This window comes from Mycobacterium sp. NPDC049093, assembly GCF_040704635.1.
Taxonomy (GTDB): Bacteria; Actinomycetota; Actinomycetes; order Mycobacteriales; family Mycobacteriaceae; genus Mycobacterium.
Window position 1 is genome coordinate 476390 of record NZ_JBEZJS010000004.1, and the last position, 26844, is coordinate 503233.

Consider the following 26844-nt stretch of genomic DNA (forward strand, 5'->3'; position numbering starts at 1 on the left):
AGGGTAGTGCAGTCGGCCGCCTGACCCGATTCTGCGGCGGCGGGGTTTGACGCAGATCACCGTGTCGGCACATGGACGCGACTCAGGTTCAATCGGCGCTCACGCGCCACGCGCCCTGCGCTACGGTCAACGCGTGGCCAGCACAAAGAAGCTCTTCGCAGGGTTGACCCGCCGCGGACCGCATCGGGTTCTGCGCGGTGACCTGGCGTTCGCCGGCATGCCAGGAGTGGTGTACACGCCCGAGTCCGGCCTGAATCTGCCCGGCGTGGTGTTCGCCCACGAATGGATGACGCGAGCGGAGAACTACACCGGCACGCTCGAACATCTGGCGTCGTGGGGCATCGTGGCGGCGGCGCCCGACACCGAGACGAGCGTGGCCCCGTCGGTGCTCAATTTCGCCTTCGACCTGGGTGCAGCCCTGGAGATCATCACCGGGGTGCGGCTGGGGACGGGCAAGATCAGCGTGCACCCGGGCAAGCGTGGTGTGGTCGGGCACGGTTTCGGCGGATCGGCCGCGGTGTTCGCCGCCGCGGGAATGGGAGGTGACCCGGCCCGCCCGAAGGCCGTGGTGTCGCTGTTCCCGACGGTGACCAAGCCGCCCGCCGAACAACCGGCATCGACGCTGCAGGTGCCCGGCCTGGTCCTGACTGCCCCCGGCGATCCCATGACACTGCGGTCGAACGCCGTGGAACTGGCTCGCGCCTGGGAGGGTGCGACGCTACGGACGGTCAGCAAGGCCCAGGCCGGTGGCCTGGTCGAGGGACGCCGTCTGGCCCGGTTCATCGGGCTGCCCGGCGCCGACAAAGACACCCAGAAGATCGTTCGTGGCCTGCTCACCGGGTACCTGCTGGCCACCCTGGCCGGCGACAAGACCTACCGCGATTTCGCCGATCCCGAGTCCACACTGCCCCATACCGAGACGGCCGACCCGAACGCCGATCCGGTTGCTCTCGAAGACAAGGTCGTCGCGCTGCTCAAGCCGTGATCGGGCGTCACACCAGGGTCGTGCCGCCGTCCACTGTCAGCACCACCCCGGTACCGAACTCCTGTTCCATCAGGTAGGTGTACGCCAAGGCGGTGTCGGCCGGTTCGCCGATCCGACCCACCGGCAGATTGCTGGCGAACTGCTCGTAGACGGCTTCCCGGTCCGCCTCACCGAGCGCCGACCACAACGGGGTACGAATCGGGCCCGGGGCAACCCCGTTGACGCGTATCGGCGCGAGTTCAACAGCCAGCGCCCTGGTCATCGCGTTGATCGCGCCGCAGATGGCGGTCGGCAGCACGCCGAGGCCGGGTTTCTCCGCGGCCGTACCGCTGGTGAGGGTGATCGATCCGCCGGGGGCGATCTGGGGGGTAAAGGCCCGGATGATCTGCAGCTGGCCGGTGAAGCGGGTGCCGAGGAAGTCGTTGATCACCTCGGCGGTCAGGTCCGCGAGGCGGACGTGGGTGAGCGATTCGCCGGCAGTGAACACCAGATGCTCGATCTGGCCGACCTCGTCGACGAGGTGACCGAGGGAGGCCGGGTCACCGAGGTCGACCGTCATCCCCCGGGCGTTCTCACCCAGTTCGGCGACAGCTCGATCGACGTTGGACTGGCTCCGCGACACCACGATCGGGACGCCGCCACGGTCAGCCACCACTTCTGCCACCCCGAGCCCGATGCCGGAGGTGCCGCCGATGATCAGGACGCGTGCGTTCTTGAGATTCATGAGTCCACTGTGAGTTCGCCACGGGGCACTCGTCCAAGACCCTTTTCGTCGTGCGGCGATACCCTCAAGGCATGAGCACGCCGGACCTCGATCTGCGAAAGCTGCGGTATTTCGTCGCCGTCGCCGAGGAGCTCAACTTCGGCAGGGCGGCGCAGCGTCTCCACATCGCCCAACCGGTGCTGTCACGGCAGATCCGGGCGTTCGAAGGTGAACTCGGCGTGACGCTCTTGGACCGCAATTCGGGTGGAACCCAGCTGACCGCGGCGGGCACCCAGCTGCTCCGGGACGCCAAAGTATTACTCGATGAAGCAAAAGCACTGCGGCAGAGGCTGTCCCAGACCGCCGGGCACAACGTGACGTTGACCGTGGGGGTGATGGCCGGGCTGCGCGCCACAGCGGCCGCCGCGGTGTGGGAAGCAGTCGACCCTCGCCGCCGTGCGGTCGTGCGTCAGATCCCTTGGCACGAACAAGCAGAGTTGGTCCGGGCCGGCGAGGTCGATGTCGTCTATGCGCGGGGACCCGTCGACCACCGCGGGTTGGGAAGCATCCCGCTCCTGGAAGAGCCGATGGACGCGGTACTGCCCGCGGATGATGCCCTTGTGACGCGTGCGTCGGTGCGCCTGGCCGACCTTGCGTCACGAATGTTGTTGCTGCCGGACCCCGCGATGATTCCGGGTTGGCAGTCCGCAATCATCTCGCCCGGTCAGCGTTGGGCACCACCCCGCGAGGAGTTCCGCACTCTGGAGGACAAACTCGAACATGTCGCCGCTCGTGAGGGTTTCGTCATCCTGCCGCATTCCACGACTACCTACTACCGTCGCCCCGACGTCAACGCCGTTCCGATCGAGGATCTCGCCCCATCCCGGGTGACGCTCATCTGGGACGCGGCGACAGACAACCCGGTACGGGATGAGTTCGTAGCGGCGGCGCTGGCGTGCCGGGACGAGACGATCTGATGGCCGACGAAGCCACCTGGGTGAGAGCGGCAGAACCCATCATTCCGCCGGCGCTGGCAGTCCAGAAGACAGTCGGTGTACCGGACTTCGAGGTCTACCAACTGATGACGATGAAGTGGGGAATGATCCCGAAGCGCGCCATGATCGAATGGACGTTGACGGAGTTCGGAATCCCGCTCGACGACGCGCAACGTATCCATCGGCAGGTCGCCGGATTGCTGGAAGTGGAATCGTCCCGCTTCGACAACCTGAAACAGGTTGTCGGCGTATCAAAACAAGACCCGACGTCATTGACCTTCAGTAGTGTGCTGTGGCCGGGATTCGAGTTCACCGCTCGCCAAGGAGCTGACGGAACGCTCGAATCGGCGCAGTACCGCCGCGCCGGGGGATGCGTACGGCCCGCCAAATCACCCCGTGAGCAGCCCCCGTGGAGTATGGACACCGTCGAGTTCGTCGAACATTTCGGCCCCGCCACCCTCACCCATCGCAATTCCCTCACCGACGATGTTCTTCCCGCGCACGAGGTGTACGACTTCGAGTGGAACGGCAGGCGGTACGGCGCCGGCTTCAGCTGGGGCCTGTTCCTGCTCGCAGGCCAGTATTGGGAATGAGGCTTGAGTTCCGCGGACCACAACAAGGTGCAGGCCGGCGGACTTCGAGAGACGCGTGCGCCACCGTTACGGTGGCCAAACAGCCAACCGTCCTGACCCACCTCCGTCGTCACGTGAGAGCGTCAGCTGTTCTTGGCGAGGAACCGACGGAACAACGGCCAGGCAATCGCAAGGTTGTATGGCACTCCGGCCACCAGATACGGCCCACCAGGTGCCGTGCGCACCGGCGACCCAGAACGCCGTTGCCACCAATACGGCGGCAACCTACCGAAGGCCAAGTTCCACGACGAGTCGATGAACCACGCCAGCCGACCCAACCAACTGGTTGGGTTGCTACACTCCTGCGATGCGCACTGGCATCTTCCTGAGTTATGCCGGCGGCTTCAAAGAGGCTGCCGACCAAGTCGTCGAACTGGAGAAGGTGGGCGTCGACATCGCCCTGGTCGCCGAGGCGTACTCCTACGACGCGATCAGCCAGCTCGGGTACCTGGCCGCCAAGACCTCCACCATGGAGCTCGGCACCGGTGTGGTCCCGATCTATACCCGCACGCCGGCCCTGATGGCCATGACCGCGGCCGGTGTCGATTACGTATCCGACGGCCGGTTCCGCCTGGGTATCGGCACCTCCGGACCGCAGGTGATGGAGGGTTTCCACGGCGTGCCCTTCGACGCGCCGCTGGGCCGAACCCGCGAGGTGGTCGAAATCTGCCGCAAGGTGTGGCGCCGCGAGAACCTGGACTACGACGGCAAGTACTACCAGCTGCCGCTGCCCGCCGACCGCGGCACCGGCCTGGGTAAGTCACTTCACCTGATCAATCACCCTGTCCGTGAGCGCATTCCGATCACCATCGCGGCGCTGGGACCGAAGAACGTCGAGCTGACCGCCGAGATCGCCGAGGGCTGGCAGCCGGTGTTCTACCTCCCGGAGAAGGCCGACGACGTGTGGGGCGACGCCCTGCGGGCCGGGGCCGCCAAGCGCGATCCGGCACTGGGACCGCTGGACGTCATGGTCAGCGCCAGCCTGGCCATCGGTGACGACGTCGATGACCGGCTCGCCTGGGCGAAACCCCAACTGGCGCTGTACATCGGCGGCATGGGCGCGCGCGGGCAGAACTTCTACCACAAGCTGGCCACCCGGTACGGCTACGGCGAGGTCGCCGACCACATCCAGGACCTGTTCCTGGCGGGCAAGAAGGCCGAGGCCATCGCCGCCGTCCCCGACGACCTGGTGCGCAACGTATCGCTGGTCGGGCCGAAGGGATTCGTCAAAGAGCGGCTCGCTGCCTACGCCGAAGCCGGGGTGACCACCATGCTGGTGCACCCGTTGGCCACCGATACCGCCGAGACGGTGAAGTTCTGCGAGGAGCTCGTCTCGCTCACCAGCTAGAGCCCGCCCGCAGGTTGGAGAACTCGACCGGCTCAACCCCCAGCCGCTTGCCGCCGACGAAACCTACGCCGAAGTTCTGTGGGCCCTGCCCCAACGCAATGCGCCGCACCTGCGGAACGTCGTCGAGCATGAGATCGCCGACGGCCCGCAGGTGGAACACGCGGCGCCGTCTACCGGCTCGGGTTCACCCGAGCAGTCGGTGCACGACAACCGTCACAACCGTCGAACTGCACACGCTGGGGCTCACCCGAGACCGCATCACGTTCGACCAACCGCCCCGTGGAATCGGAATCCGCACACTGGGTCGCGTGTAGTGGACTGGACAGCGGAACCTTGTCAGCCAGGCTTGTTGGCCGAACTCCTGGCGGTAGCCGCATCCAGGAGCAGCGATTCGAACAACCGATTGACGCCGTCCATCTCACTCGGTTCGGTCACCGCCGCCGCATGGGCGAATCCGTCGACGATCGCGCTGATCACCCGTGCCACCTGAACCGGATCGAGATCGGCGGAAATCAAACCGCCCCGCTGCCCCTCGACGACGGAGCGCGCCAGCGCGTCGGTCATCCGCGCTCCTTGCCGCGCGAAGGATTCGGCCAACTCCTGGTGCCGACGCGCATCGATCGGCGCGGTGGCGACGAACCCAGCCAGTTCGGGAAACTCGCGATTGATCCGTATCGATTCAGTCAGTGCTGCGCGCAGCAGTTCGTGCATCGAGTGCGGCCCAGACATTGCCGGCGCGGCACTCGCCAGGATCTTGCCGTAGACGTCATCGCAAACCGCTTCGAACAGGTTGTTCTTCGCGCCGAAATGATAGTAGACCGAACCTGCTGTCACACCGGCGATCTCGGCGATCTGGTTGTTCGTGGCGGGTCCGTAGCCGAACTGAGCGAAGCACCGGCAGGCGGCGTCGACGACCCGTTGGCGGGTGTCGCCGCTGTCGATGCCTGCGGGCCGTCCGGGTCCGACCTTCGCGGTTCTTGGCGCGCTCATCGCACCATCTTCACCCAGAGTCCCGGACGCCGGGGTGACCACGTCAGTTGTCAATGCCGGCGTTCTGACGCCGCGTGATCCACTCCCGCGCCCGCGCCAAGGTAGCCGCGGGATCAAAAGGCGCCGCGTCCCATGTGGTGGACCGCACCTCGCCGCGGTCGCCGTAGCGCCGCATGATGTCGACGTGATGCGGCAGCCCGATAAACCGCTGCAGCGCTTCGGTATCCGTCCAAACCGAGATCGATCCAGATCTGCTGGCGGTCGGCAGACTCCACAGCCAGAGTCCGACGGCGCCCGGCATGGCGTACCAACCTTCCCGCATCCGTACTCCGTGAACTGCGATTCCGGGTACGTCCCTCCGGTGTTGCGCGGTGTACTCGGTGACGCTGACGACGACGGGGGCGTCGCCTGGATTAACCGGTCCCGGCACCCACGAGGCGATGAGCGGGTAGCCGAGCGACGAGGCAAGATCACTGATCACGGTCATGGAATCCAAAGTGGGTCCTAGAATTGGTATGTGTCAGGATCCAATCAGCCTCGACCAAACCGGACCAATTCTGCGGAGTCGGATTTCCCACCGGATCTGCTACTCGCCTTGGACCGGACCTCGCGCGACGGACTCGCCGTACAACTGCAGCACCAGCTGCGCACCGCGGTGCAACACGGCAGCCTCGCGGCCGGAACCCTGCTGCCGCCGACGCGAATTCTCGCCCAACAGCTCGGTGTGGCACGGAGCGTCGTCGTCACCGCGTACGAACTTCTCGCCTCGGACGGCTACCTGACCACCCGCCAAGGGTCTGGCACCCGGGTCCGGCCCGTCGCCACCCCTCCCCCGCCTCAGACCACGACCGTTGCACCGCAGTACATCCCGCTGCTCGGCGGAGTTCCTGACCCCGCGCTGTTTCCGCGCACCGAATGGCTCCGTCACTATCGCGCGGCGCTCACCGAAGCTCCGAACGCCCAGCTGACCTATCCAAACCCACTAGGTGCACGGGCACTGCGCGGGGCGGTCACCGGTTACATCGCCCGTGTCCGCGGTGTGATGACCACACCTGATCACCTGTTGATCACCTCAGGTCTGACCCAGGCGGTCGTCCTGGTGGCCCGCGCCCTGCGTGCCCGCGGGCATGACGCCATCGCGGTCGAGGATCCGGGATTCGCCTTCCATCGCGAGGCCATCATGAACACGGGCATGCAGGCCGTGCCGGTACCGGTGGACGACGACGGTCTCAGCGTGGACCGGCTCGCCGAACTCGACGTCGGCGCGGTGTTGGTGGCACCCGCGCATTCCTATCCGACCGGCGCAGCACTGTCCCACGAGCGCCGGGCAGCGCTCATCGCTTGGGCCCGCCGCCGCGAAGCACTGATCATCGAAGACGACTACGACGCGGAGTTCCGCTACGACCGGACCCCGATCGGCGCCTTGCAGGGCCTGGCACCCGATCGGGTCGCCTACGCCGGCTGTATCAGCAAGACACTCACCCCGTCGCTACGGATGGGCTGGATTGCCGTGCCGCCCTGGCTGGTTCACGACGTGACTAACGAGAAACTCTACGACGACATGGGAAACTCGACCCTCGAACAGCTCGCCCTCACTCGGTTCGTGGAGACCGGCGGCCTGACCCGTCACCTACGCCGGGTCCGGCCGATCTACCGTCGGCGGCGTGACACCACACTGGCGGCGATCGCCGCATCACTGCCGCATGCCGAGCCCCGCGGGATCGCCGCGGGGCTCCACGTCTATCTGCGACTGCCTGTAGGCATAGATGAGGACGCACTGGTCCACGCCGCCCGGGACCGGGGCCTGATCCTTACGGGAGCCCGTGCGCACTGGGCCGACCCTGGTTCAGCGCCACCGGCACTGGTGATCGGATACGGCCTCATCGGTGAGGCGGCCATCCGCGACGGCATCACCCTCCTCGGGTCGATCACCACCTGATCAGCGCTGCGGCACGCTGAACTGCTGCCAACTGCTCTGGCGGGGTGATACAACCACTCCGCAACGTCGGCACGACACCGGCATCATCGGCAATTCCTCGAGACGTGGGTCGAGGCAGCCGCCGGTCATGGGACGGATTGCGCGGTGGCGCGGGAAGCGATGTTGTCTTCTATCTCCTGTGCCCACGCATCCTGAGCGCTCGTGGTGTCGATCTCGTACTCGAACCGGTCGACCATGTCGGCCGAGACATCGTCGGCTTCGACGTAGAACTGTTCGTACCAACGGCGCAGTTGGTACACCGGCCCATCCTCTTCGCACAACAACGGGTTGTCGATGCGCGCCTTGGTTTTCCAGATCGCCACGTCCTGCTCGAAACCGATCTTGACCCAGTCACCCAGGGCGATGGCGTTCTGCATCGCCAGCTCCCCGGACAACCCCTCGGCCTTCTTGACGATGATGCCGTATTGCAGGACAAACGAATTCGCGTCGATCGGATAGTGGCAGTTGATCAGCACGCTGTAATGGTCGGCGTCGGGATAGTGGTAGGTCAGGTCATCGATCATGAAGGCCGGCCCGTAGTACGACGCCACCGAGGTGGTGCCGAGCATCGTCGAGCCGCCGACATCGTCGCGGTCAGCACGGGTATCGGCGTTCATGTACTGGGTCGCGATGTGGCCCTCGAAGATGTTCTTGAAGTACGTGGGCATCGATCCGTGCACGTAGAAGAAGTGCGCCATGTCCACCACGTTGTCCACCAACTCCCGGCAGTTGGCGTCGACGACCGTTGTGTACCAATGCCAATCGGTCCACTCGTCGCTGGTGGCACCTTCGATGCGCGGAATCGTCACATCGGCGGGTGGGGTTTTGCCCTCGGGATCGTTCCAGACGAACAGCATCCCGTCCTGCTCAAGGGTCGTCCAGGTGGCGGTCCGGGCCAGGCGTGGGGCGCGCTTGCCGTACGGCACGGTCTTGCAGCGTCCGTCGCCACCCCAGCGCCAGTCATGGAACGGGCAGGCGATCTCGTTCCCCTTGACCTGACCTTGGGACAGATCGCCACCCATATGCCGGCAGTACCCGTCCAGGACGTTGATCTTGCCGGCCCCGCTGCGGAATACGACAAGTTTCTGACCGAAGACGTTGATCGCGTGCGGTTCCCCGTCACCGAGGTCGCGAGTCAACCCAAGGCAGTGCCAGCCACGGGCAAAACGCGCCGGTGGTGGGTCGGCTGCGATCTCCCGTACCTCGCACTCGGATTCCATTTCCATCAAGGACCCCCTCCGAAGGTTCGCGGTGACTGTGGTTCACGTCACAACCAGGTCTAACACCCGGCTACCCACGACTGGGCCCGAAGTCCCACTGGCAGGGATCGAAATGCGATTCAGTGCGGGAGCTAGCCGCCGACCTGCGGGAGCGCATCCGCGGCGATCTCACACGGGGTGCCACCCACAGGCTCAGCAAGCGGTGCGGCAGCGGGCACGGCCGGCGGGGTGAGGGCCTCGGGCACCTCCGTGGCCGCAGGCGGTGGATCCGGTTGAGATTCAGTCACTTCCGCAGCCGGATCCTCCAGCCCCGCAGGTTCGCCCTCGGCGGCGTCATCGGTCTCGTCCTCGTCGGTCTCGACCCCATCAGGGCCGTCCTCGTCGGTGCCGTCCTCGTCGGTGCCGTCCTCGGCCTCATCGTGGGCGTCGTCGTCTGGCACCGGATCGATGTCCTCGTCCGGCAGGTCAGCGATGTCCCCGGGTAGATCGTCGGCCGACGACCCGATCAGCCCGCCCAGCAGATCGGCCAGTTGCGGCCCGGTACCGGCCAGGCCGGAACCGATGTCGGGCAGACCACCCAGACCGGGCAGGCCACCGCCACCGAGGCTCTGGCCCGATCCTGCCGGTGAGGCCAAGGCGGGTGCCGCCGACTCAACGGGTGCCGCCGCCGGGAGGGCCGGCTCAGGGCCTGCCGCCGCTCCGGACGCAGTCTCGGCGGGCAGCACAGCCGCGGGAGCCGGAAATGATGGCGCGCTCGCCGGAGCCGCGGTGGATCCCCCGACCGCACCGGCTGCCGAAGACCGCTCAGCTGCATCAGCGGCCAAGGCCAGGGCGGGGCCACGGGGTGCGCCAGTGGGAAGCCAGACCGGCCCCAGCTCCCCCGGAATGCCGAATACCGGGTGCGCCTCGGCTCGCAGCGCCGCGACGGCCTGCGCGTACGCATCGGCCACCGCTCGCGTCGTGCTCCGCATCGCCGTCAACCAGTCCCCGCCAATATCGTTGGCCACAAAGGGTTTCACCTGGGTGTCGATCAGCTCGCTGGCCGCCGAGCGGTCCCCCACCCCGCCGCTCACGGTTCGCGCCGCTGCGAGCCAGCTGCCCCGCTGGCCGGCCCGGCTCTGCTCGATCTGCAGCGCGGCGGAGACCTTGGCGTCGACCGCCGCCCACAGATTGTCACGTAACCGGGCCAATGTGGCTGCAGCTCCGCGGATCCCGGCGGCGACCTGCGCCGCCGACGTGGCATGCCGGCCCAGGAAATCCGTCGACGCCTGAGCCCCGGTGCCGTGCCAGGCCTGCGTCAGACTCTGAAACTGGCTGTCCTGCAGCTGCAATACCTGCTCGGCGGCGGCTGCAGCCGCCGCCAGTGAGGCACATTCGGTGTCCAGCGCCCGTAGGTCCAGGCCGTCCTCGGCGGCATACCAGTCGCGCATCTGATAGCGATATCGCGTCAGATCGGGATGATCGAAGCCCAGCAGGTGGCAGGCCCAGACGTACTCGGCGACCGTGTCGACGGCGGCCTGCCCCTCATCCAGGCGGGCCGCGACGTCGAGGCTTGCCACCACGGCTCAACCCACCCGGGCCGCGGCACGCGCGTCGGCAACCGCATACCGATCGATCGAGCCGCACAGCATGGCCGCGATCTCGGCACTGGCCCGGGACCATTGCCGCAACCCGTCCGTCACCTCGTCCACGGCGGTCCGCACGGCGTCGCCGTCGGCCACGTGGGCATGCCCGGCGGCGGCCCCGTCGAAAACCGGGCCACGCAACCGGTCGCGCACCAGTGAATCGAGATCGGCGGCAACGGCGTCGTATCCGGCGGCCACCGCGGACAGCGCCGCCCCGTCGAGACGGACGGCTGTTACATCTCCCATGCCCGGTTTAGACGCAGCAAACCCTTATCGGGTTCCCTCGGGGCTGAATGTTCCTCGCGCGAGCGCTCGTCAGGCCGACTGGCCGCTGACCGAATCGGCCACCCGAACCGCGACCATCCGGGCCGTGTTCTCGTCGGCGGCCTCGACCATCACTCGAACCACCTGTTCGGTGCCCGAGGGCCGCAACAGGATTCGGCCGGTGTCACCCAGCTCGGCCTCGGCCTGGGCCACGGCGGACTGCACCGAAGGCGCCTTGGCCACCGCGGCCTTGTCGTCAACCGCCACGTTGATCAGAACCTGCGGCAACGTGCGCATCGGCTCGGCCAGCGCGGCCAACGTGGCGCGGGTCTGAGCCATCCGAGACATCAGCCGCAGCCCGGTGACGATGCCGTCTCCGGTCGTGCCGAAGCCGGGCAACACGATGTGACCGGACTGCTCACCGCCGAGCGAGAACTCACCGGCCCGCAGTTCCTCCAGGACGTAGCGGTCCCCGACACCGGTGGTGCGGACCTCAATACCGGCCGCCCGCATGGCCAGATGCAAGCCCAGATTGCTCATCACCGTGGCCACCAGCGTGTCCGACGACAGCTCGCCGGCCTCCTGCATGGCCAGCGCCAGCACCACCATGATCGCGTCACCGTCGATGACGGCGCCCGTGGCGTCCACCGCCAGGCACCGGTCGGCATCCCCGTCGTGGGCCAGACCGAGATCGGCGCCGTGCTCGAGGACGGCGGCCTGCAGCACCTCCATGTGGGTGGATCCGCAGCCGTCGTTGATGTTGAGGCCGTTGGGTTCGGCGTTGATCGCGATGACGTTGGCCCCGGCAGCCCGGTAGGCCCGGGGAGCGGCCGCCCACGCCGCGCCGTGCGCGCAGTCGACGACGACGGTGAGACCCTCCAGTCGGGTGGTGACGGCCTTCGACGCGTGCCGCAGATAGCGGTCCAACGCGTCCTCGGCATCCAGCACCCGGCCGATACCGGCCCCCGTCGGTCGCAGGCCGGGCCCAGCGTTGACCAGTTCCTCGATGCGGTCCTCAGCGGTGTCGTCGAGCTTGTGCCCGCCCGGACCGAAGATCTTGATGCCGTTGTCGGGCATCGGGTTGTGCGACGCGGAGATCATCACCCCGAAATCCGCGTCATAGGCACTGGTCAGATATGCCACAGCGGGCGTCGGCAGCACGCCGACCCGCAGGGCGTCGACACCCTCACTGGTGATGCCGGCGATCACCGCGGCTTCCAGCATCTCGCCGCTGGCCCGCGGATCACGGCCCACGACCGCCACCCGACGACCGGGACCGGTGGAATTGCCGAGACGCCGCGCAGCCGCCGAACCGAGTGCCACTGCCAGTTCGGCAGTCAGATCGCGATTGGCGACCCCACGCACCCCATCGGTGCCGAACAGTCGACCCATGCCCTTAAACTTCTCATAATTGGCTGCCGTAAACACAACCGGCGAGGTCAGCGACCATGTCGGGGCCGAATCGAAACCTCGCCGTGATGGCCGGCGACGCTCGCCGGATCACCGCCCGCGGGTCGGCGCAGGCGGTGACCGTCGGCGGCAAGCCGTTAGCTGGAGCCGGTGTCAGACGACGAATGGCTGCCACCCGGCGCCATCGGAGGTGCCGTCGTCGGCGCAACGCTGTGTGGCGCCGTGCCCGGGGCGACCCCGCCCGGGCGCTCAGTGGTCCCGTTCTGGCTGAACGAGATGGTGCCGAGGTTGTTGGTGCACACCACGTGGTCGGTGCTGTTGGCGTCAACGCCCTGAACGGCAGTGGTCAACGATGCCGTGTCGGTGTTCTCGCACACGCCTGCCGCGATCTGGGCGGCCGCGGCGTCGTCGACGTTCTCCAGGACCGAGACGTTGCCGAGAGTCAGGTTGACCTTGCCGTCACCGGCAGTCTCCGGCGCCGCCTGGGCGATACCCAGACCCACGGTAAACAGCAACGACCCGCCGAGCATCGCGCCCGCAGTCGCTGTCTTCACGAAGTTCCCCACAATTACTCCTTCCGATGGGACAGCGGCACCCGGTCCCCCGACGTCAGAACGACGTCTACCGGCGGCAGGAAGGTCCTGCGGGCGCAACCCTGCTGACACAAAGCGGCCCCCTGCTCTCCGCCCAGTGGACTTCCACGCAGGATCCACCTTCAAACCCGAATCCCGGAAAAAGATCTCGTGGCGGCGGCGCCGCTTTCGACATCAGGGTCGCAAAAAGCCGCCGGAGCAGCCCAGATGTAGAACTCGGCGACACTACGCCGACGCAAAAACAAACCCGCCGGGCGTGTACATGACACACCCGGCGGGTTCGTTCGGCCGCAATGGCGACAGATCAGCGCTTGCTGTACTGAGGCGCCTTGCGGGCCTTCTTGAGGCCGTACTTCTTGCGCTCGATGGCACGCGGGTCACGGGTCAGGAAGCCCGCCTTCTTCAGTGCGGGCCGGTCCTCCGGCTGCACCAGAATCAGCGCACGGGCGATCGCCAGACGCAGAGCGCCGGCCTGACCCGAGGGGCCACCACCATCGAGGTGGGCGAAGATGTCGAACTGCTCGAGGCGGTCGACGGTCACCAGCGGGGCCTTGATCAGCTGCTGGTGCACCTTGTTCGGGAAGTAGTTCTCCAGGGTGCGGCCGTCCAGGTTGAACTGGCCGGTGCCGGGCACCAGGCGCACCCGCACCACGGCCTCCTTGCGGCGGCCGACGGTCTGGATCGGACGGTCGATGATGACCGGCTCGCGGTGCTCCTGCTCCACCTCGACGGCTTCGGTCACGGCTTCGACGACGTCGCCGTTCTCAATCGTTTCGGTCACTGGGCCACCTGCTTGATCTCGTACGGAACCGGCTGCTGCGCGGCGTGCGGATGATCCGGACCGGCGTAGACCTTGAGCTTCTTCTGGATCTGCCGACCGAGCTTGGTGTGGGGCAGCATGCCGATGATCGCGTTCTCGACGACGCGGGTCGGGTGCTTCTGCAGCAGCTCGCCGATGGTGCGCTTGCGCAGACCGCCGGGGTAACCCGAGTGGCTGTAAGCGAACTTGTTGGTGAGCTTGTTGCCGCTGACGGCAATCTTCTCGGCGTTGATGACGATGACGAAGTCGCCACCATCGACATTGGGCGTGAATGTCGGCTTGTGCTTGCCGCGCAGCAGATTGGCAGCTGCAGCGGCGAGCCGGCCGAGCACCACGTCTTGGGCGTCGATGACATACCACTGGTGCGTGGTGTCACCCGCCTTCGGCGTGTACGTAGGCACAGCGCTTACCTCATATCTTTATTCGAGCGCTAGCTCGGGTTTCGGGTGCCGGTCAGGTGAGTGCGCTACGTGGTCCCGGCGACCGACATTGACCCGGGGCACCGCTCGCCCAAAAGGGCAGCACACACCAACGGAGCAGCTTACCTGTGAGCGTCCTCGCAGGTCAAAACGCGGGTTCCCAGGTCGAACGTTGGCTTCTGTGCGAGTTCATCGAGAAATCTCGCACACAAACCGACGCTCGGGCCACTAGGACACCGAGTCCTGCTGATCAGGCACGACGCTACCGTCCGGGCGGTGCAGTGGGGCGTCCTTGCCGCTGGGCTCGATGTAGCCCTCCGTCGTGCACTCGTACGGGTCGGCCTGCTTCTTCTTCGGATCGATGAACATCGGATTGACCACCCAGCGACCGTCGGAGTTGTCGTAGGCGGTGCACATCAACTCGGTCTTGTTGCGGTTGAGCACCAGACGCAGCGCTGTGGCGTCGGTGAGGAACGTGACGTCGGTGTCGGAGTCCCCCGCGCCGAAGGCCGCGCGCTTCGGCTCGGCCTGCTGCTCGAACGCGGCCGGCCCCTTGATGCCGAAGACGTCCTCGTTGACCCGGCACCGCTTGCCCTCGATGTACGGGATGGCCGTCTCGCCACCACACGGCACCAGCCTCGACGTCAGCACATCACCGTCGCGCTCGGTCCGCACGCCCATCACCTTGTCCGGGGTGAAACCGAGATCGGCCGCCCACACCCGCACCACCGGCTCGGCCGACGCGGAGATGATTCGAACGTCGAAACCGTTGGCCCGCAAGGTTTCCACCAGATCGCGCATCTGCGGGTAGTAGCGAACCCAACCGGTCTCGTCACCGCTGCCGACCTTCTGCTCGGTGCCCTCGGGCGCATCGAGGTTCTCCTTGCGTGCTGCCTCGGCGAAACCGGTCAGCTCGGATTCGGGCCAGCCGGCCAGCATCTGCGCGGCCCAGGCATACGAGGGCTCGAACCGGCGGGCGTTGAACCCGGCGAACGCCGGCTCGTCGGCACGCGTCTCACCGTCGGTGTAGACCGACAGCAGTTCGTCGGCGCAGCCCAGATCGGTGTTCGTCGGCATCGGTTGGCCCGGAGTGGTTGCGGCGCAAGCCTTGCCGAGCGCAGCCGCAGCCTGCGGGGTGAGGTACGGGCTCGTCGTCGACCAGTCGCCGCCTGCGGGTGCCCGCAGCTTGCCGTTGCGCACCATCCAGAAGAACGTCGCATCCCCGATGTCGTTCTTGACCACGGTGTTGTCCCAGTCGAACAACGCCAGCGGGGCGCCGTCGGCCACCGAGCCGTCCGCCCCGCAGGTGCCGAGTTCGGCGAGCATCGCGTCGATCCGGTCCCGGTTGTCGCCGTACCAACCGGGGTTCTCCGCCAGGGTGCGACAGTTGGCGGCGGGTGTCTCGGTGCCGGTTTGCGTGCCGGCCGACGGCTCCGCCGATTCGTTGCTGGTACCGCAGCCCGCGACGGCGACGGTCGTCGCGGCGAGCAGGGACAGGACGGCACGCACGGTCATTGAGACTCCTGATTCAGTTGAGCGGGGTCATGCTGGTCGGGTCGAGCGTGGAGGTTCGTGAGGTGTCCTTGAGGTCGACGCCGGAGCGGCCCAGCGCCAACGCGCCGTCGACCAGGCCTGCCGCCACCCGCGCGGCTTCGGTGTATCCCAGGCCGTCGGGCGGGTGGATGTTGGAGATGCAGTTGCGGTCGGCGTCGGTGCGGCCGGGCATCGGCAGGTGGGTCAGGTAGATGCCGAGGCTGTCGGCGACGCTCAAGCCCGGCCGTTCTCCGACGATGACGAGCACGGTCCGCATGCGGGCCTGAGCTGCTACGTGGTCGCCGAGTGCGACGCGGGCCTGCGTCGCGATCACCGGCGGGGCCAGGGTGTAGCGGTCCTTCAATTGCGCCACCAGAGCGGCCAGCAGCTCGGCGCCATGACGATCCAGTGCCGTCGGCGACAAACCGTCGGCCAGCACGAAGCCGATGTCGGCCGGGGTTTCGGGCACCGCCATGCCGGCTGCGGGCGCCCGGCCCAGATCGGGACGGCGCAGGTACTCGTCGCGCGAGGTGGCTTGGCTGGTCACCACCGTCGGCTCACCGATACCCACCTCGAGGACAGCTTGCCTGAGCCGATCCAAGTCCAGCGGCACGTGCACGGCGTCGCGCGCCGCGGCGTGGGCGGCGGCCAGCTCCAGCACCCGGCGCGTCGGCAACGCGTTGCCGGCCCGGCCCAGCCCGATCCTGGCCTGCGTGGTTTTGCGCAGCTCATCCCAGAACTCTTGAACCGCAACCTCGTTCGGGCTCATCGCACCTCCCCCGAAGTCAACGACCGCAACGCCGAGCGCTCCAGGTCGAACGGGGTGAGCTTCCCGGAGTCGTCGACCATGCCGACGCTGCGCAGCCACGCCTCGAACTCCGGAGCCGGTCGCAGGCCCAGTGTGCGCCGCGTGGTCAGCACGTCGTGGAACGACAAGCTCTGGTAGCCCAGCATGACGTCGTCGGCGCCGGGCACGGTGATGACGAACGCCACCCCCGCGGCAGCCAGCAACGTCAGCAGGGTGTCCATGTCGTTCTGGTCGGCCTCGGCGTGGTTGGTGTAGCAGACGTCCACCCCCATCGGCAGGCCGAGCAGCTTGCCGCAGAAGTGGTCCTCCAGGCCGGCGCGGATGATCTGCTTGCCGTCGTAGAGGTACTCCGGCCCGATGAAGCCGACGACCGTGTTGACCAGCAGCGGCTGCAGGTCGCGGGCCACCGCGTAGGCGCGGGCCTCCAGGGTCTGCTGGTCGACGGGCTTGCCGCCGACGCCCAGGTGCGTGCCCGAGCTCAGCACCGAGCCCTGCCCGGTCTCCAGGTACATGACGTTGTCGCCGACGGTGCCGCGGTGCAGGCTGCGGGCAGCCTCGTTGCCTTCCCGCAGCAACTGCAGGTTCACCCCGAACGCGGAGTTGGCGCCCTCCGTGCCGGCGATCGACTGGAACATCAGGTCCACCGGCGCACCGGCCTCGATCAGCCCGATCGTGGTGGTGACATGCGAGAGCACACACGACTGGGCCGGAATGTCGTAGCGGGTGCGGATCGAGTCGAGCAGATACAGCAGATCGGCGGTGGCCTGCGGCGAGTCGGTGGCCGGGTTGATCCCGATCACCGCGTCGCCGCACCCCAGCAGCAGGCCATCGAGCACCGCCGCGGCGATGCCACGGGGGTCGTCGGTCGGATGGTTGGGCTGCAGCCGGGTGGCCAGGGTTCCGCGGCCGCCGACGGTGGTCCGGAACGCTGCGGTCACCTCGGCGGCGGCCGAGACCGCGATCAGATCCTGGTTACGCATGATCTTGCTGACCGCGGCCACCATCTCCGGGGTGAGCCCCGGTGCGACCGCGGACAGCCGCTCGGCGCTGTGATCATGGGCCGTGACGTCCATCAGCCAGTCCCGCAGCCCGCCGACGGTCAGATGCGAGATCTCCGAAAAGGCCTGGCGGTCATGGCTGTCCATGATCAGCCGGGTGACCTCGTCGGTGTCATACGGCACCAGTTCCTCGTTGAGGAAGACGTCCAGCGGCAGGTCCGCGAGCACCCAGGCGGCCGCGGCGCGTTCACCGTCGTGCTCGGCCGCGCAGCCGGCGAGTTGATCGCCGGAGCGCAGCGGGGTGGCCTTGGCCATCACCTCGACCAGACCGTCGAAGCTGTAGGTCACCCCCGAAACCTGCTGGTGGTACTTCATTTCAGGGCACTCTCCGCTTCCGCGAGCATCGCGAACTCCTCGTCGGGCGAGTTGGCGACCAGGCGGTGGCGGCTGTAGAGCGCGAAGTAGAGCATGAACGCGCAGAACACAGCCAGGCACAGGCCCGCGGCCACGGGGCTGACCACGAAGGTCGCGATGAGCGCGACGATCGCGACGACGAGGGCGAAGCCGGTGGTGACGATGCCGCCCGGGGTGCGGTACGGCCGCTTCATCTCCGGCTCACGCACCCGCAGCACGATGTGGCTGATCATCATCAGCACGTAGCTCAGCGCTGCGCCGAACACCGCCATGTTCAGGATCAGATCACCGTGACCGGTCAGCGACAACAGGAAGCCGACGATGCCGGGGACGATCAGCGCGAGCGTCGGGGCCTTGCGCTTGTTGGTGACCGACAGCCTCGTGGGCAGGTACCCGGCCCGCGACAGCGCGAAGGTCTGCCGCGAGTAGGCGTAGATGATCGAGAAGAAGCTCGCGATCAGCCCGAACAGACCGATGTAGTTGACCGCCTTGGCGGCGAACCCGGTACCACCGAGGGCCTGCACCAGCGGATCGTCCACCGTCGACATCGCGTCGGCACCGCCGGCACCGGCCGTCAGGAACAGCACGGTGACGCAGGTGATGATCAGCACCGTCATCGCGGCGATGATGCCGCGCGGCACGTTGCGCTCGGGGTTGGCGGTCTCCTCCGCTGCCAGCGGGACGCCCTCGACGGCCAGGAAGAACCAGATGGCGAACGGGATCGCCGCCCAGATGCCCAGGTAACCGTGCGGCAGGAAGCTCGAGGCGCCCACCGCGGCGGCATCGGGGGCGATGTCGGTCAGGTTGGCGACGTCGAAGTGGCCGATGGCGCTCACGGCGAAGATGACCAGGCCCAGCAGCGCGATCGCGGTGATGACGAACATCAGCCGCAGCGCCTCACCGACTCCGGCGAGGTGGATGCCGATGAAGATGACGAACGCCGCCAGGTAGACCCACCAGCCCTTGTGAATACCGAACAGCCCGAGCGATTCGACATAGCCGCCGATGAAGGTGGCGATGGCCGCGGGAGCGATCGAGTATTCGATCAGGATCGCGGTACCGGTGGCGAAGCCGCCCCACGGGCCCAGCGCACGACGGGCGAACGTGTAGCCGCCGCCGGCCGCGGGCAGCGCCGAGGACAGCTCGGCCAGGCCGAGGACCATGCAGAAGTACATCGCGGCGATCACCACCACGGCGATCAGCAGACCACCGAAGCCGCCGTGGGCGAGGCCGAAGTTCCAGCCCGAGAAATCACCGGACACCACATAACTGACGCCCAGGCCGGCCAACAGCAGCCACCCCGCGCTTCCGGATTTGAGCTGACGTTTCTGTAGATAGTCAGCGCTCTCCAGGTGTTCTTCCACACCCGCCATGTCAAACTCCTTCATTTACAACGTTTTCGCATGTCTCGTATGTGATGCCGTCAGCTGATGACGGTCTTCGCAGGCGGTGGCCCACCTTTACCCCGGCAACACCGCCGGTCCGACGCCGGATCTCCGGCGAGTTCACCTTCCAAAGGTATGAAAATCAACCTTTAATCGAAGATTATTACCCCACTCTGCGGCGGTGTCTACCCCAACGGCCAGTTTCGTTGTCAATCGTCGGGTTTGAGCGGAACACCGACCACGATCCGGGCCGCGTTGTGCCCGCGTACCCGGACAACCGACGAGCCCGCGCTTGCACCAGACATCAACTCGGGCAACGGATCTGACAGCTTGGCATGTTGCACGCACACTTCACCGCCGGGGCCGACGCCCACCCCGACATGCAGCGGCGACCTGAGCGCCGCGCGACGCGCAAGTTCGGTCGCAGGCACCTCGGCGTCACCCGGAACCAACAGGTACGGAACACCTTCTTCCTCGATGCCCGCGAGCACGTCGCGTTCGACATCCCCGCTGCCCGAGCTCAAGACCACGATCGCAGGACGATCGGGTTGACCACCGCTATGCACTGAGACCCGCTCCGACCAGTTGAGCGTGCGACGCCACCAGACCCGTGGCCACGGCGTTCCGCGGCCCCTCTGACCCGCGCACATTTCCTGTGCCGCAGACGATTCCGAACGGAGCAACAGCATCCGCGATGAGTTCGGGGATCTCGAAGTCCAGTGCGCACCCACCGAGCAGCACCACGAACCCGATCTGTCGCAGGTCACCGCCGGGCGCGACAGCCCGCAGTGCGCGCAACGCATTGACCACGAAGACCCGCTCCTTGGCTGCGCGGCGCACCAGCCTGACCCGGTCCATGGAATGCCGGGTGGGGATCGCATTCATGCCGTATTCAGCAAGCGTGACCACTCGCGCGAACGACGCAGCGGGCAGCGGCTTCTCGAAGAACATCACGGTGCCGTTCTCCAGCCGGACATGAAAGAAGCTCTCCGCCTTACCCAACGGTGATCGTTTGATGTCCTCGGCCAGTTCCAGGTTGTCGAGACCGAGCTCGGCGTCGATCAGCTTGGTGACCAGATCGCCCGCACCGGCCAGATGCACGGTACTGATCCCGCCGTCTACCGCTATCAATGCGGCATCGGTCGACCCACCACCCAGATCGAGCACCACGAGCGGCTTGTCGGTGCCCGGCGTGGTCAGCGCACCCAGCGCCGCCATCTCGGCCTCGACACCACCGACCATTACCTCGACACTGTCGGCCCCGGCGGCCCGCAACCGGGCCCGGACTTCGTCGGCCACCGCTCGCATTCCGCTTTCACGCGTCCGGACCATGGCCGCCAACGCAACCGCGTTCTCTAGGGCCACCTCACCGGCCACCCCGCCACGAACCTCCTGGGGCACAAAGGTATCCACCGCGAGCAGATCCTGGATACAGACGTCGTCCAGCGCGTGTCCGGAGAGCTCGGCCATGCTGTGCCGGACGTTGGCGATCATGCCGCCGGTGTTGGTGCCGGCCTCCCCCGCCACGTCCGCCAGTGGAGCGACCCGCTCGACCGCGCTCATGATCTCCTGCGCACCGCGGGACACGTCGACGGTCGCCCGCTTGTGCACACCGGACAGCTCGAGCGATCCAGCCGGGATACTGCGATCGGCGACATCGCCTGCGGGAGTGCGCACCACCACCGCCGAGCGGTTGCCGGTCAACGCCCGAGCCACCGGCGAGATCACCTTGGTGGCAGCCGCGTCCAGGTCGAAGATCGTCGCCAGCCCATAGGCATTGGACAGGGTACGGATCGAGTTGCCGGGTGCGGCCACCTCGACCGCGGCCAGCATGCCCAGCGGCACCGCATCGATGCGCGACACCTCGTCGATCACCGGGACCACGGAGTCGAGCCGGTTGGCCACCAGCACCGCGTCGTCGTTGCCCAGGATCACCCCGCACACCGTCAGACCTTGTGCCGCTGCCGCATTGATCCCGCGTGCCGCGTCCTCGAAGTCCACGTCCCTGGGCACCACCACGATCACTTCGGTGCCGGACGGCGTTCGGTCGAGGGCGTCGAACGCCACGGTGACGCCCACACCGAGACCGCGTCCGCCCGGGGTGCGCGGGTCATGGCCGATCATCGTCGACTCGGTGATGATGGTTTCGGTGATGGTCTCCATCGCCATGCCACTGATCACCGGCGTGGCCTCGTTCAGCAGGACGATGTCCAGGTCGGCCAGCCGCACCGCGCTCACCTCCAGCGCTCGAACCACCGCCTGGGCCACGCCGTCCACATTTCGAGGCGTGCCCTTGACGCCCGTCGTCGCGGTCAGTGCCGCGCCACGGAACCTGGTCGAGCCGTCAGTCGCGACGACCGCGGCACTGGCCTCGGTCGTCGAGTTGCCGATGTCGACACCGACAACAGTCAAAGCCATCAGGTACCCAGTGCCTCGGGGGTCAGCTCGCCGAACTCCGGCGTCACCTCGACCGGGCGATCCTGCTTGCGGATCTGCTGGGTCTCCTTCAGGTGCAGCAGCGCCGCCTTGGCCTGCCAACGGGGTCGCGCCATCTGATCGTTGAGCGTCGGAACCGGTTCGGGTGACTCGCCTTTGGCGTACTGGGCGGCGTTCGACCCGATGCGGCGATAGGTCTCCAACGTCATCAGCGGACTCTGGGGGAAAAGTTCGAGACTGGACAACCTCGGCAGGTCACGTTGATGGATCATCGACGTGCCGCGAGACAGGATGCCGATACCGATGCCCGACCCGCTGAGCCTGGCCGCCGCGTGTGCGACCACGGCGAGGTCGCTGCTGTGCCGGATACGGATACACCGCGCGGCCACTTCCTGCTCCTCGATACCGGCCAGGATCTGGCGGATCACGTCGGCATGGGACAGGCCGACGATGGTCTGGCTGAAGAAGTCGGCGAACGCCGGCGAAATCGCCAGCACCACTTCATCAGAGCGCTTGCCGGGTTCTGCGGGTCGCTCGCCGGTGAAACTCAGTGTCCGCTGCCCGGTCACTGCCGACATGTCACTCGACCTCCAGTTCAGGGTTCTCGGCGCTGGTCACGTGACGTAGCCGCTTCATCTCTTCCCAGCGAGCGCCCGTGGGGCGGTAGCCGGTGCCCGGGCCTGCATAGTCGTTGCGGTCGTTGACCGCGGACAACGGCTGGAGCTCGCGCGTCATGATCGCCGACGTCTGCAGCAGGTCACCCGAGACCCGTTGTCGCAGAACGGCCAACAGATTCTCGGCGACATCGGAGAAACCGGTCGATTCGAGCGCCTTCACCAAGTCCAGTCCCGTGATGTTGCGGTCCATCACCTGCTGAGCGCCCTTGAGGTCTTCCAGGACGTCACGCGGGATCAACTCGCGGCTGCCGTGCGCATACACGGCCGTCTCGATCTCGGCGTCGGAGATGGCAGGCAGATCGAGGTAGGCGAACACCGCCTGCAGCGCCTTGGCCGCACGATGCCGGACTGCGAGAATCTCGGCCTCGTTGACGTGGCGCAACCCGCCGTCGATCTGCAGGTCCCGCTGGATGGTGTTGAAGTCGTCGTAATCCTCGGCGTCGAGGTTGGATCCGGCGAACATGTCGTCGTAGTTGGGTGGCGCCGAGTAACCCGAGCAGATGAAATCGGTGCCCGGCATCAGCTGCGGCAACAACCGCGCCACCCGGCGCATCGGCGAGTGGGAGAACGACTGGTCGTTGCCGGAGGCGCATTCCAGGTCCACCGCCGAGGCAATCAGATTCTCCGCCGCCACCGCCCGGATCCCCGCCGGTACCGCACCCGGCACGCCGATGCAGGAGATCGAACCGTTCTGCAGGCCTTGCACGCCTGCGCCTTTCGCGACCAGGATGCACCGGATCTCCAGGTACAGCATGGAGCGGCCTTCGGCGTTGCCCATCTGCACCTCGGAACCGGTGCCCGAGGTGAACCGCATCTTGATGCCACGCGAGGCATAGGCCGCGGCCAGGAAGGCCTTCGACCACGGGGTGTCGTCGCCGTCGACGAACACCGACTCGGTGCCGTAGACCGAGATGGTCTCGGCATAGGCGGTGATGCCGCGCATGCCGAGTTCGAGCTCGGTGGCCTCCTCGAGGGCGCACTGGGTCAGGCGGCCACCACAGCCGACCTGGCTGCCGATCTGCTGTGCCATCGCCACCAGCGGTGCGTAGCGCACCACACCCAAAGTGGTTTCCACTTCCGAGAATCCGCGCAGCGAGGCCTCGGCGGCTTCACACGCGACCTGCAGCGGGTTGTCCCGAGCGCTGGTGCAGTGCGCCTGGTTCGCCGGGGTGCGACGGGCCCGCATCTTCTGCATCCCCATCATGATCTCGACGATGTTCAGCGTCTTCGCCACTTCGAGCAGCTTGGCCGGGGTCAGTGCCGTGGTCACCGCGATCACCTCGTCGCGGGACACGTGGGGATCGACCAGCATCCGGGCGATGTCGGCTGCCGGGATCGCCATCGCCTGCTCGGTGGTCGCGGTGTCGATGGCGTGATCGGCGATGAACTGGTCGATGAAATCGAAATCCGCGCGGTCCCGGCCGTCCATCTCGACAATCACCCCGTCGACGACGCGCACGCTCGGCGCGGGATCGAATGCGCTGTCCAGCGCGACCATGCCCACCTCGGGCCATTCCTCGACGAAGCCGTCGAGGTTCACCGGCCGGTCCTCCAGCACCTTGGTGCGCTCGGACTGCCGGCGCTGGCCGGCCGCGGAATGTTGTGGCGATACTGCCGTCACCGGTGTTCTCCTATTCGCTGGTGGCCAGGATGTCGCGGCGCTCGTAGACGTCGGCGGCCTCGCGGACGAGCCCGGCCAGCAGTGTCGCCCCGTATTTCGTGTCCAACTCGTCGGCGATCGCGTCGAGGTCAGCCTTGGTGGAAGCGTTGGGCCGCAGCGCGTTGTAGATCTGCAGCACCCGCTCGTCGCTGATGGCGGTCATCTCCGCCGCGCGACGCAGGTTCGAGCCGAGCTGCCGGCGTCCCACCTTCTCGGCGATCTGCGCCTGCAGTCGCAAGGTCGGCGGGGTAATACGGAGGTCCGATGCGGCGACCTCACCAGACATCACCGCATCCATGGTGATGTCACCGATCGGCTTGCCGTTGGGGGTGAACAGCAGATCCTCGCGATGGATGCTCAACGGGTAATCGACCGAAGGATCGAGGATCGGTTCCGTCATTCACTACTCCAACTGACTCGGGGCGGTTCTCCCACCGACGTGCAACACAACGCGGCCCAATTGTGCGCTGCATCACGTTGCATCAGGGTTGCGCTGCAGGTCAGTGGGCTAACCTGTCCCGACGATGGACGCTGGAAAATCCGACCCGATCGCCGCGCTGGGAGAGTTCTTCGCCCTTCCGGCGGCCGACCCCGCCACCTGGCGGCCGATCGCGTCCCTGTGCGGCGACCAGGCGGCCGTGCACGAGTACACGATGCGCACCCGAGCCGCGACCGCGTCCGGTTTCGGTATCGACGAAGCCGATGTCCCCGTCAAGGCGGCGGCGTCCTCCGTGCACCTGTCGATCACGGCCAGACTGCTGTCCCCCGTTGTCGGCGCCGCGGCATGCCTGGGTACCGTCCCGCTACTGACCTTGGATTCGCTTTTCTGGCAAGCTGATTCGTCCCACCGACCGGCCCTCGGAGCAGCAGGCGCCGAATGGGTGACCGAGACCGATCCACGCCGGGCCGCGGCCGTCATCACCGGTTCTCTGATCGGAAACGTGCTGAGCCTACTGAACAACACCATGCGGTCGACGGAATCTCTTTCACCCCAGGTGATGTGGGGCAATATCGCCTCGGCCGCCAACGGCGCAGTCACCGTACTGGCCCAGTCCCGTCCCGACGCGCAGGCGGGTGGCCGCGCCCTCATCGACGCGCTGATCGCCACCGAACCGCTGTGCGGCACCGCGGACTTCGCCGGAGGACGGTTCCGGCGCCGCAACTGCTGCCTGTTCTACCAGGTTCCCGGCGGCGGCTACTGCGGCGACTGCGTTCTTGTCGACGGTCTTCCCGACGATGTGACCGGCTGAAGCTACATTGCCGCGGCCGCGGCCGCGGTTACATTGCCGCGGCCGCGGCGGTGGCCACCGCTACGTCCTGCTCGACGCTGCCGGCGCTGACCCCGACCGCGCCGATCACGACCCCGTCGGCTTCCAGCAGTATTCCGCCGCCGAACACGACCAATCCGCCCGAGGTCTGCTCCAGGCCGTACAGTTCGCCGCCCGGCTGGCAGACCTCCATCAGTGCGCTGGTGGGCAGGTTCATCATCACGGCGGTACGCGCCTTACGGATCGAGATGTCGATGCTTGCCTTGATCGCACCGTCCATGCGCACGAAGGCGACCAAATGTCCTCCGTCGTCGACCACGGCGATGTTCATCGGCTGGCGGATCTCCTCCGCCTTGACTACGGCGGCGTCGATCACCTTCTGCGCGATCAGCAGGGGCAGGGAACCCATCAGTCTCCTCGTGAATCATGTTGATGGACAGTGTCTATAAGCAGTACCGCGAGTGTGAAGGTGTTACGAGCGTGCGGGTCAGATGTCGCAACAGCTTCACACTCGAGGCAGATCAGGGGACCTCTACTACCGGTAGTCGATGACGACTCGACCGTCGATCTGTCCACGCTCCATCCGGTCGAACACCTCATTGATCTGATCCAGTGACGTCGTCTCGACGGTCGGATGGATCAGGCCCCGGGCGTAGAAGTCGAGGGCTTCCGCCATGTCCTGGCGCGTGCCCACGATCGAGCCACGGATAGTCAGGCCCTTGAGCACGATGTCGAAGATCGGCGCCGGGAAGTCGCCCGGGGGCAGCCCGTTGAACACGATCGTGCCACCACGCCGGGCCAGCCCGATGGCCTGGCCGAACGCCTGCGGATGGACCGCCGTCACCAGCACGCCGTGCACGCCACCGGTGGCCTTCTGCACCTCGGCCACCACGTCGGAGTTCTTCGCATTTATCGTCACCTCGGCACCGAGCCGGCCGGCCAAGGCCAGTTTGGCATCGTCGATGTCGATCGCGACCACTCGCAGGCCCATCGCGCGGGCGTATTGCACTGCGATATGCCCCAGGCCTCCGACGCCAGAGATCGCCACCCACTGGCCCGGCCGAGTGTCGGTCACCTTCAAGCCCTTGTAGACCGTCACCCCGGCGCACAGGATGGGCGCCACCTCCACCGGGTCGACACCGTCCGGGATCCGCGCCGCGTAGGCCGCGTTGACCAGCATGTAGGAGCCGAAGCTGCCGTTGACGCTGTAGCCACCGTTCTGCTGGCTCTCGCACAGCGTCTCCCAGCCGGTACGGCAGTACTCACAGCTGCCGCAGGCCGACCACAGCCAGGCATTGCCCACCTTGTCACCGACCTTCAGGTCCTCGACACCGGGCCCCAGCGCCACCACGGTGCCACACCCTTCGTGGCCCGGTACGAACGGTGGGCTGGGCTTCACCGGCCAATCACCGTGTGCGGCATGCAGGTCGGTGTGGCAGACGCCGGAGGTCTCGAGCTTGACCAACGCCTCCCCTGGTCCGGGTGTGGGCAGCTCGAGATCGGAAATCTTCAGTGGTGCACCGAATTCGGTGACCACTGCGGCACGCATGGTGTCGGATCTGGTGGCGCCGACACTGTTGTCGAGAGTCTGGGTCATGAGTCGTTCCAATCGGAAGGTTTTGCTGGCGGCCGATTTTGTTGTTATTCGGTTGTGCGAATCGCTGGCAGCACCGGCGTACACCG

Annotated in this window: 29 protein-coding genes; 6 read left to right on the plus strand and 23 right to left on the minus strand. The window is 66.9% G+C overall.

The genetic code is table 11. From position 1 onward, the window contains the following. Window positions 1-133 precede the first annotated feature (133 nt). Entirely contained in the window at window positions 134-985 is an 852-nt protein-coding gene (locus AB0876_RS17890) for a dienelactone hydrolase family protein (RefSeq protein WP_491837964.1), read from the plus strand. Between the two features lie 7 nt (window positions 986-992). On the opposite strand, the gene AB0876_RS17895 is transcribed toward AB0876_RS17890, so the two are convergent. Next, a complete protein-coding gene (locus tag AB0876_RS17895; protein WP_491837963.1) occupies window positions 993-1709 on the minus strand; it encodes an SDR family oxidoreductase in 717 nt (238 codons plus the stop codon). A 71-nt stretch (window positions 1710-1780) separates the two neighbouring features. On the opposite strand from AB0876_RS17895, the gene AB0876_RS17900 reads away from it, so the two are divergent. Continuing rightward, complete coding sequence (locus AB0876_RS17900; protein WP_526042527.1) at window positions 1781-2665, plus strand: LysR family transcriptional regulator; 885 nt, start codon at window positions 1781-1783, stop codon at window positions 2663-2665. Next, on the plus strand, window positions 2665-3276 hold the full coding sequence (locus AB0876_RS17905) for a hypothetical protein (protein WP_526042528.1): 612 nt from the start codon (window positions 2665-2667) through the stop codon (window positions 3274-3276). Before AB0876_RS17900 ends, AB0876_RS17905 begins: the two co-directional genes overlap by 1 nt. Window positions 3277-3398: 122 nt before the next feature. Here AB0876_RS17905 and AB0876_RS17910 read toward each other — a convergent pair whose 3' ends face one another. Next, complete coding sequence (locus AB0876_RS17910) at window positions 3399-3593, minus strand: Rv2686c family ABC transporter permease subunit (RefSeq protein WP_526042529.1); 195 nt, start codon at window positions 3591-3593, stop codon at window positions 3399-3401. A gap of 29 nt (window positions 3594-3622) precedes the next feature. On the opposite strand from AB0876_RS17910, the gene AB0876_RS17915 reads away from it, so the two are divergent. Continuing rightward, window positions 3623-4663, plus strand: coding sequence for an LLM class F420-dependent oxidoreductase (locus tag AB0876_RS17915; RefSeq protein WP_526042530.1), 1041 nt, complete (start codon window positions 3623-3625; stop codon window positions 4661-4663). Here AB0876_RS17915 and AB0876_RS17920 read toward each other — a convergent pair. From AB0876_RS17920 to AB0876_RS17930, 3 genes are all read right to left on the minus strand, one after another. Then, on the minus strand, window positions 4653-4823 hold the full coding sequence (locus AB0876_RS17920; protein ID WP_526042531.1) for a hypothetical protein: 171 nt from the start codon (window positions 4821-4823) through the stop codon (window positions 4653-4655). The genes AB0876_RS17915 and AB0876_RS17920 overlap by 11 nt on opposite strands. A gap of 176 nt (window positions 4824-4999) precedes the next feature. Then, window positions 5000-5653, minus strand: a complete 654-nt coding sequence (locus AB0876_RS17925; protein WP_526042532.1) for a TetR/AcrR family transcriptional regulator — start codon at window positions 5651-5653, stop codon at window positions 5000-5002. A gap of 43 nt (window positions 5654-5696) precedes the next feature. Next, on the minus strand, window positions 5697-6140 hold the full coding sequence (locus tag AB0876_RS17930) for a hypothetical protein (RefSeq protein WP_526042533.1): 444 nt from the start codon (window positions 6138-6140) through the stop codon (window positions 5697-5699). A gap of 30 nt (window positions 6141-6170) precedes the next feature. Here AB0876_RS17930 and pdxR point away from each other — a divergent pair, with 30 nt between their 5' ends. After that, a complete protein-coding gene (pdxR, locus tag AB0876_RS17935; RefSeq protein ID WP_526042534.1) occupies window positions 6171-7592 on the plus strand; it encodes a MocR-like pyridoxine biosynthesis transcription factor PdxR in 1422 nt (473 codons plus the stop codon). 125 nt (window positions 7593-7717) lie between these two features. Here the strand turns inward: pdxR and AB0876_RS17940 are convergent, their stop codons facing one another. From AB0876_RS17940 to AB0876_RS18015, 16 genes are all read right to left on the minus strand, one after another. Continuing rightward, window positions 7718-8857, minus strand: a complete 1140-nt coding sequence (locus tag AB0876_RS17940) for an aromatic ring-hydroxylating oxygenase subunit alpha (RefSeq protein ID WP_526042535.1) — start codon at window positions 8855-8857, stop codon at window positions 7718-7720. Between the two features lie 125 nt (window positions 8858-8982). Further along, a complete protein-coding gene (locus AB0876_RS17945) occupies window positions 8983-10413 on the minus strand; it encodes a hypothetical protein (protein WP_526042536.1) in 1431 nt (476 codons plus the stop codon). 3 nt (window positions 10414-10416) lie between these two features. Then, window positions 10417-10722 (minus strand): type VII secretion target, encoded by a 306-nt coding sequence (locus tag AB0876_RS17950; protein ID WP_526042537.1) that lies wholly within the window; start codon window positions 10720-10722, stop codon window positions 10417-10419. A 69-nt stretch (window positions 10723-10791) separates the two neighbouring features. After that, entirely contained in the window at window positions 10792-12132 is a 1341-nt protein-coding gene (glmM, locus tag AB0876_RS17955; RefSeq protein WP_526042538.1) for a phosphoglucosamine mutase, read from the minus strand. A 155-nt stretch (window positions 12133-12287) separates the two neighbouring features. Further along, a complete protein-coding gene (locus AB0876_RS17960) occupies window positions 12288-12716 on the minus strand; it encodes a hypothetical protein (RefSeq protein WP_526042539.1) in 429 nt (142 codons plus the stop codon). A 331-nt stretch (window positions 12717-13047) separates the two neighbouring features. After that, complete coding sequence (gene rpsI, locus AB0876_RS17965) at window positions 13048-13485, minus strand: 30S ribosomal protein S9 (protein ID WP_498886184.1); 438 nt, start codon at window positions 13483-13485, stop codon at window positions 13048-13050. Between the two features lie 35 nt (window positions 13486-13520). Continuing rightward, window positions 13521-13964, minus strand: coding sequence for a 50S ribosomal protein L13 (gene rplM / locus AB0876_RS17970; protein ID WP_526042540.1), 444 nt, complete (start codon window positions 13962-13964; stop codon window positions 13521-13523). Window positions 13965-14210: 246 nt separating this feature from the next. Then, the gene (locus tag AB0876_RS17975; RefSeq protein WP_526042541.1) at window positions 14211-15497 is read right to left on the minus strand and encodes an HAD family hydrolase; all 1287 of its coding nucleotides are present in this window, start codon (window positions 15495-15497) and stop codon (window positions 14211-14213) included. A 13-nt stretch (window positions 15498-15510) separates the two neighbouring features. Then, window positions 15511-16284 (minus strand): ethanolamine ammonia-lyase subunit EutC, encoded by a 774-nt coding sequence (gene eutC, locus AB0876_RS17980; RefSeq protein ID WP_526042542.1) that lies wholly within the window; start codon window positions 16282-16284, stop codon window positions 15511-15513. Then, entirely contained in the window at window positions 16281-17696 is a 1416-nt protein-coding gene (locus AB0876_RS17985; protein WP_526042543.1) for an ethanolamine ammonia-lyase subunit EutB, read from the minus strand. The genes eutC and AB0876_RS17985 overlap by 4 nt, the downstream gene beginning before the upstream one ends. Further along, window positions 17693-19108 carry an ethanolamine permease gene (gene eat, locus AB0876_RS17990; protein WP_064933008.1) on the minus strand — a complete coding sequence of 472 codons (1416 nt, stop codon included), beginning with the start codon at window positions 19106-19108 and terminating at the stop codon, window positions 17693-17695. The genes AB0876_RS17985 and eat overlap by 4 nt, the downstream gene beginning before the upstream one ends. Window positions 19109-19329: 221 nt before the next feature. Beyond that, window positions 19330-19770, minus strand: a complete 441-nt coding sequence (locus AB0876_RS17995; RefSeq protein WP_526042544.1) for a glycerol dehydratase reactivase beta/small subunit family protein — start codon at window positions 19768-19770, stop codon at window positions 19330-19332. After that, complete coding sequence (locus AB0876_RS18000) at window positions 19679-21538, minus strand: diol dehydratase reactivase subunit alpha (protein ID WP_526042545.1); 1860 nt, start codon at window positions 21536-21538, stop codon at window positions 19679-19681. The genes AB0876_RS17995 and AB0876_RS18000 overlap by 92 nt, the downstream gene beginning before the upstream one ends. Beyond that, entirely contained in the window at window positions 21538-22134 is a 597-nt protein-coding gene (locus AB0876_RS18005; protein WP_491837924.1) for a propanediol/glycerol family dehydratase medium subunit, read from the minus strand. The genes AB0876_RS18000 and AB0876_RS18005 overlap by 1 nt, the downstream gene beginning before the upstream one ends. A 1-nt stretch (window position 22135) precedes the next feature. Continuing rightward, window positions 22136-23854: a propanediol/glycerol family dehydratase large subunit gene (locus tag AB0876_RS18010; protein ID WP_526042546.1), complete on the minus strand. Its 1719-nt coding sequence runs from the start codon at window positions 23852-23854 to the stop codon at window positions 22136-22138. A gap of 10 nt (window positions 23855-23864) precedes the next feature. Next, window positions 23865-24293, minus strand: a complete 429-nt coding sequence (locus tag AB0876_RS18015; RefSeq protein ID WP_526042547.1) for a diol dehydratase small subunit — start codon at window positions 24291-24293, stop codon at window positions 23865-23867. Window positions 24294-24417: 124 nt separating this feature from the next. Between AB0876_RS18015 and AB0876_RS18020 the strand changes: the two genes are divergently transcribed. Beyond that, complete coding sequence (locus AB0876_RS18020) at window positions 24418-25143, plus strand: (2Fe-2S)-binding protein (protein ID WP_526042548.1); 726 nt, start codon at window positions 24418-24420, stop codon at window positions 25141-25143. A 28-nt stretch (window positions 25144-25171) separates the two neighbouring features. On the opposite strand, the gene AB0876_RS18025 is transcribed toward AB0876_RS18020, so the two are convergent. Then, complete coding sequence (locus tag AB0876_RS18025; RefSeq protein WP_526042549.1) at window positions 25172-25570, minus strand: heme-binding protein; 399 nt, start codon at window positions 25568-25570, stop codon at window positions 25172-25174. A gap of 126 nt (window positions 25571-25696) precedes the next feature. Then, window positions 25697-26758 (minus strand): alcohol dehydrogenase AdhP, encoded by a 1062-nt coding sequence (adhP, locus tag AB0876_RS18030; protein WP_526042550.1) that lies wholly within the window; start codon window positions 26756-26758, stop codon window positions 25697-25699. Between the last annotated feature and the right edge of the window lie 86 nt (window positions 26759-26844).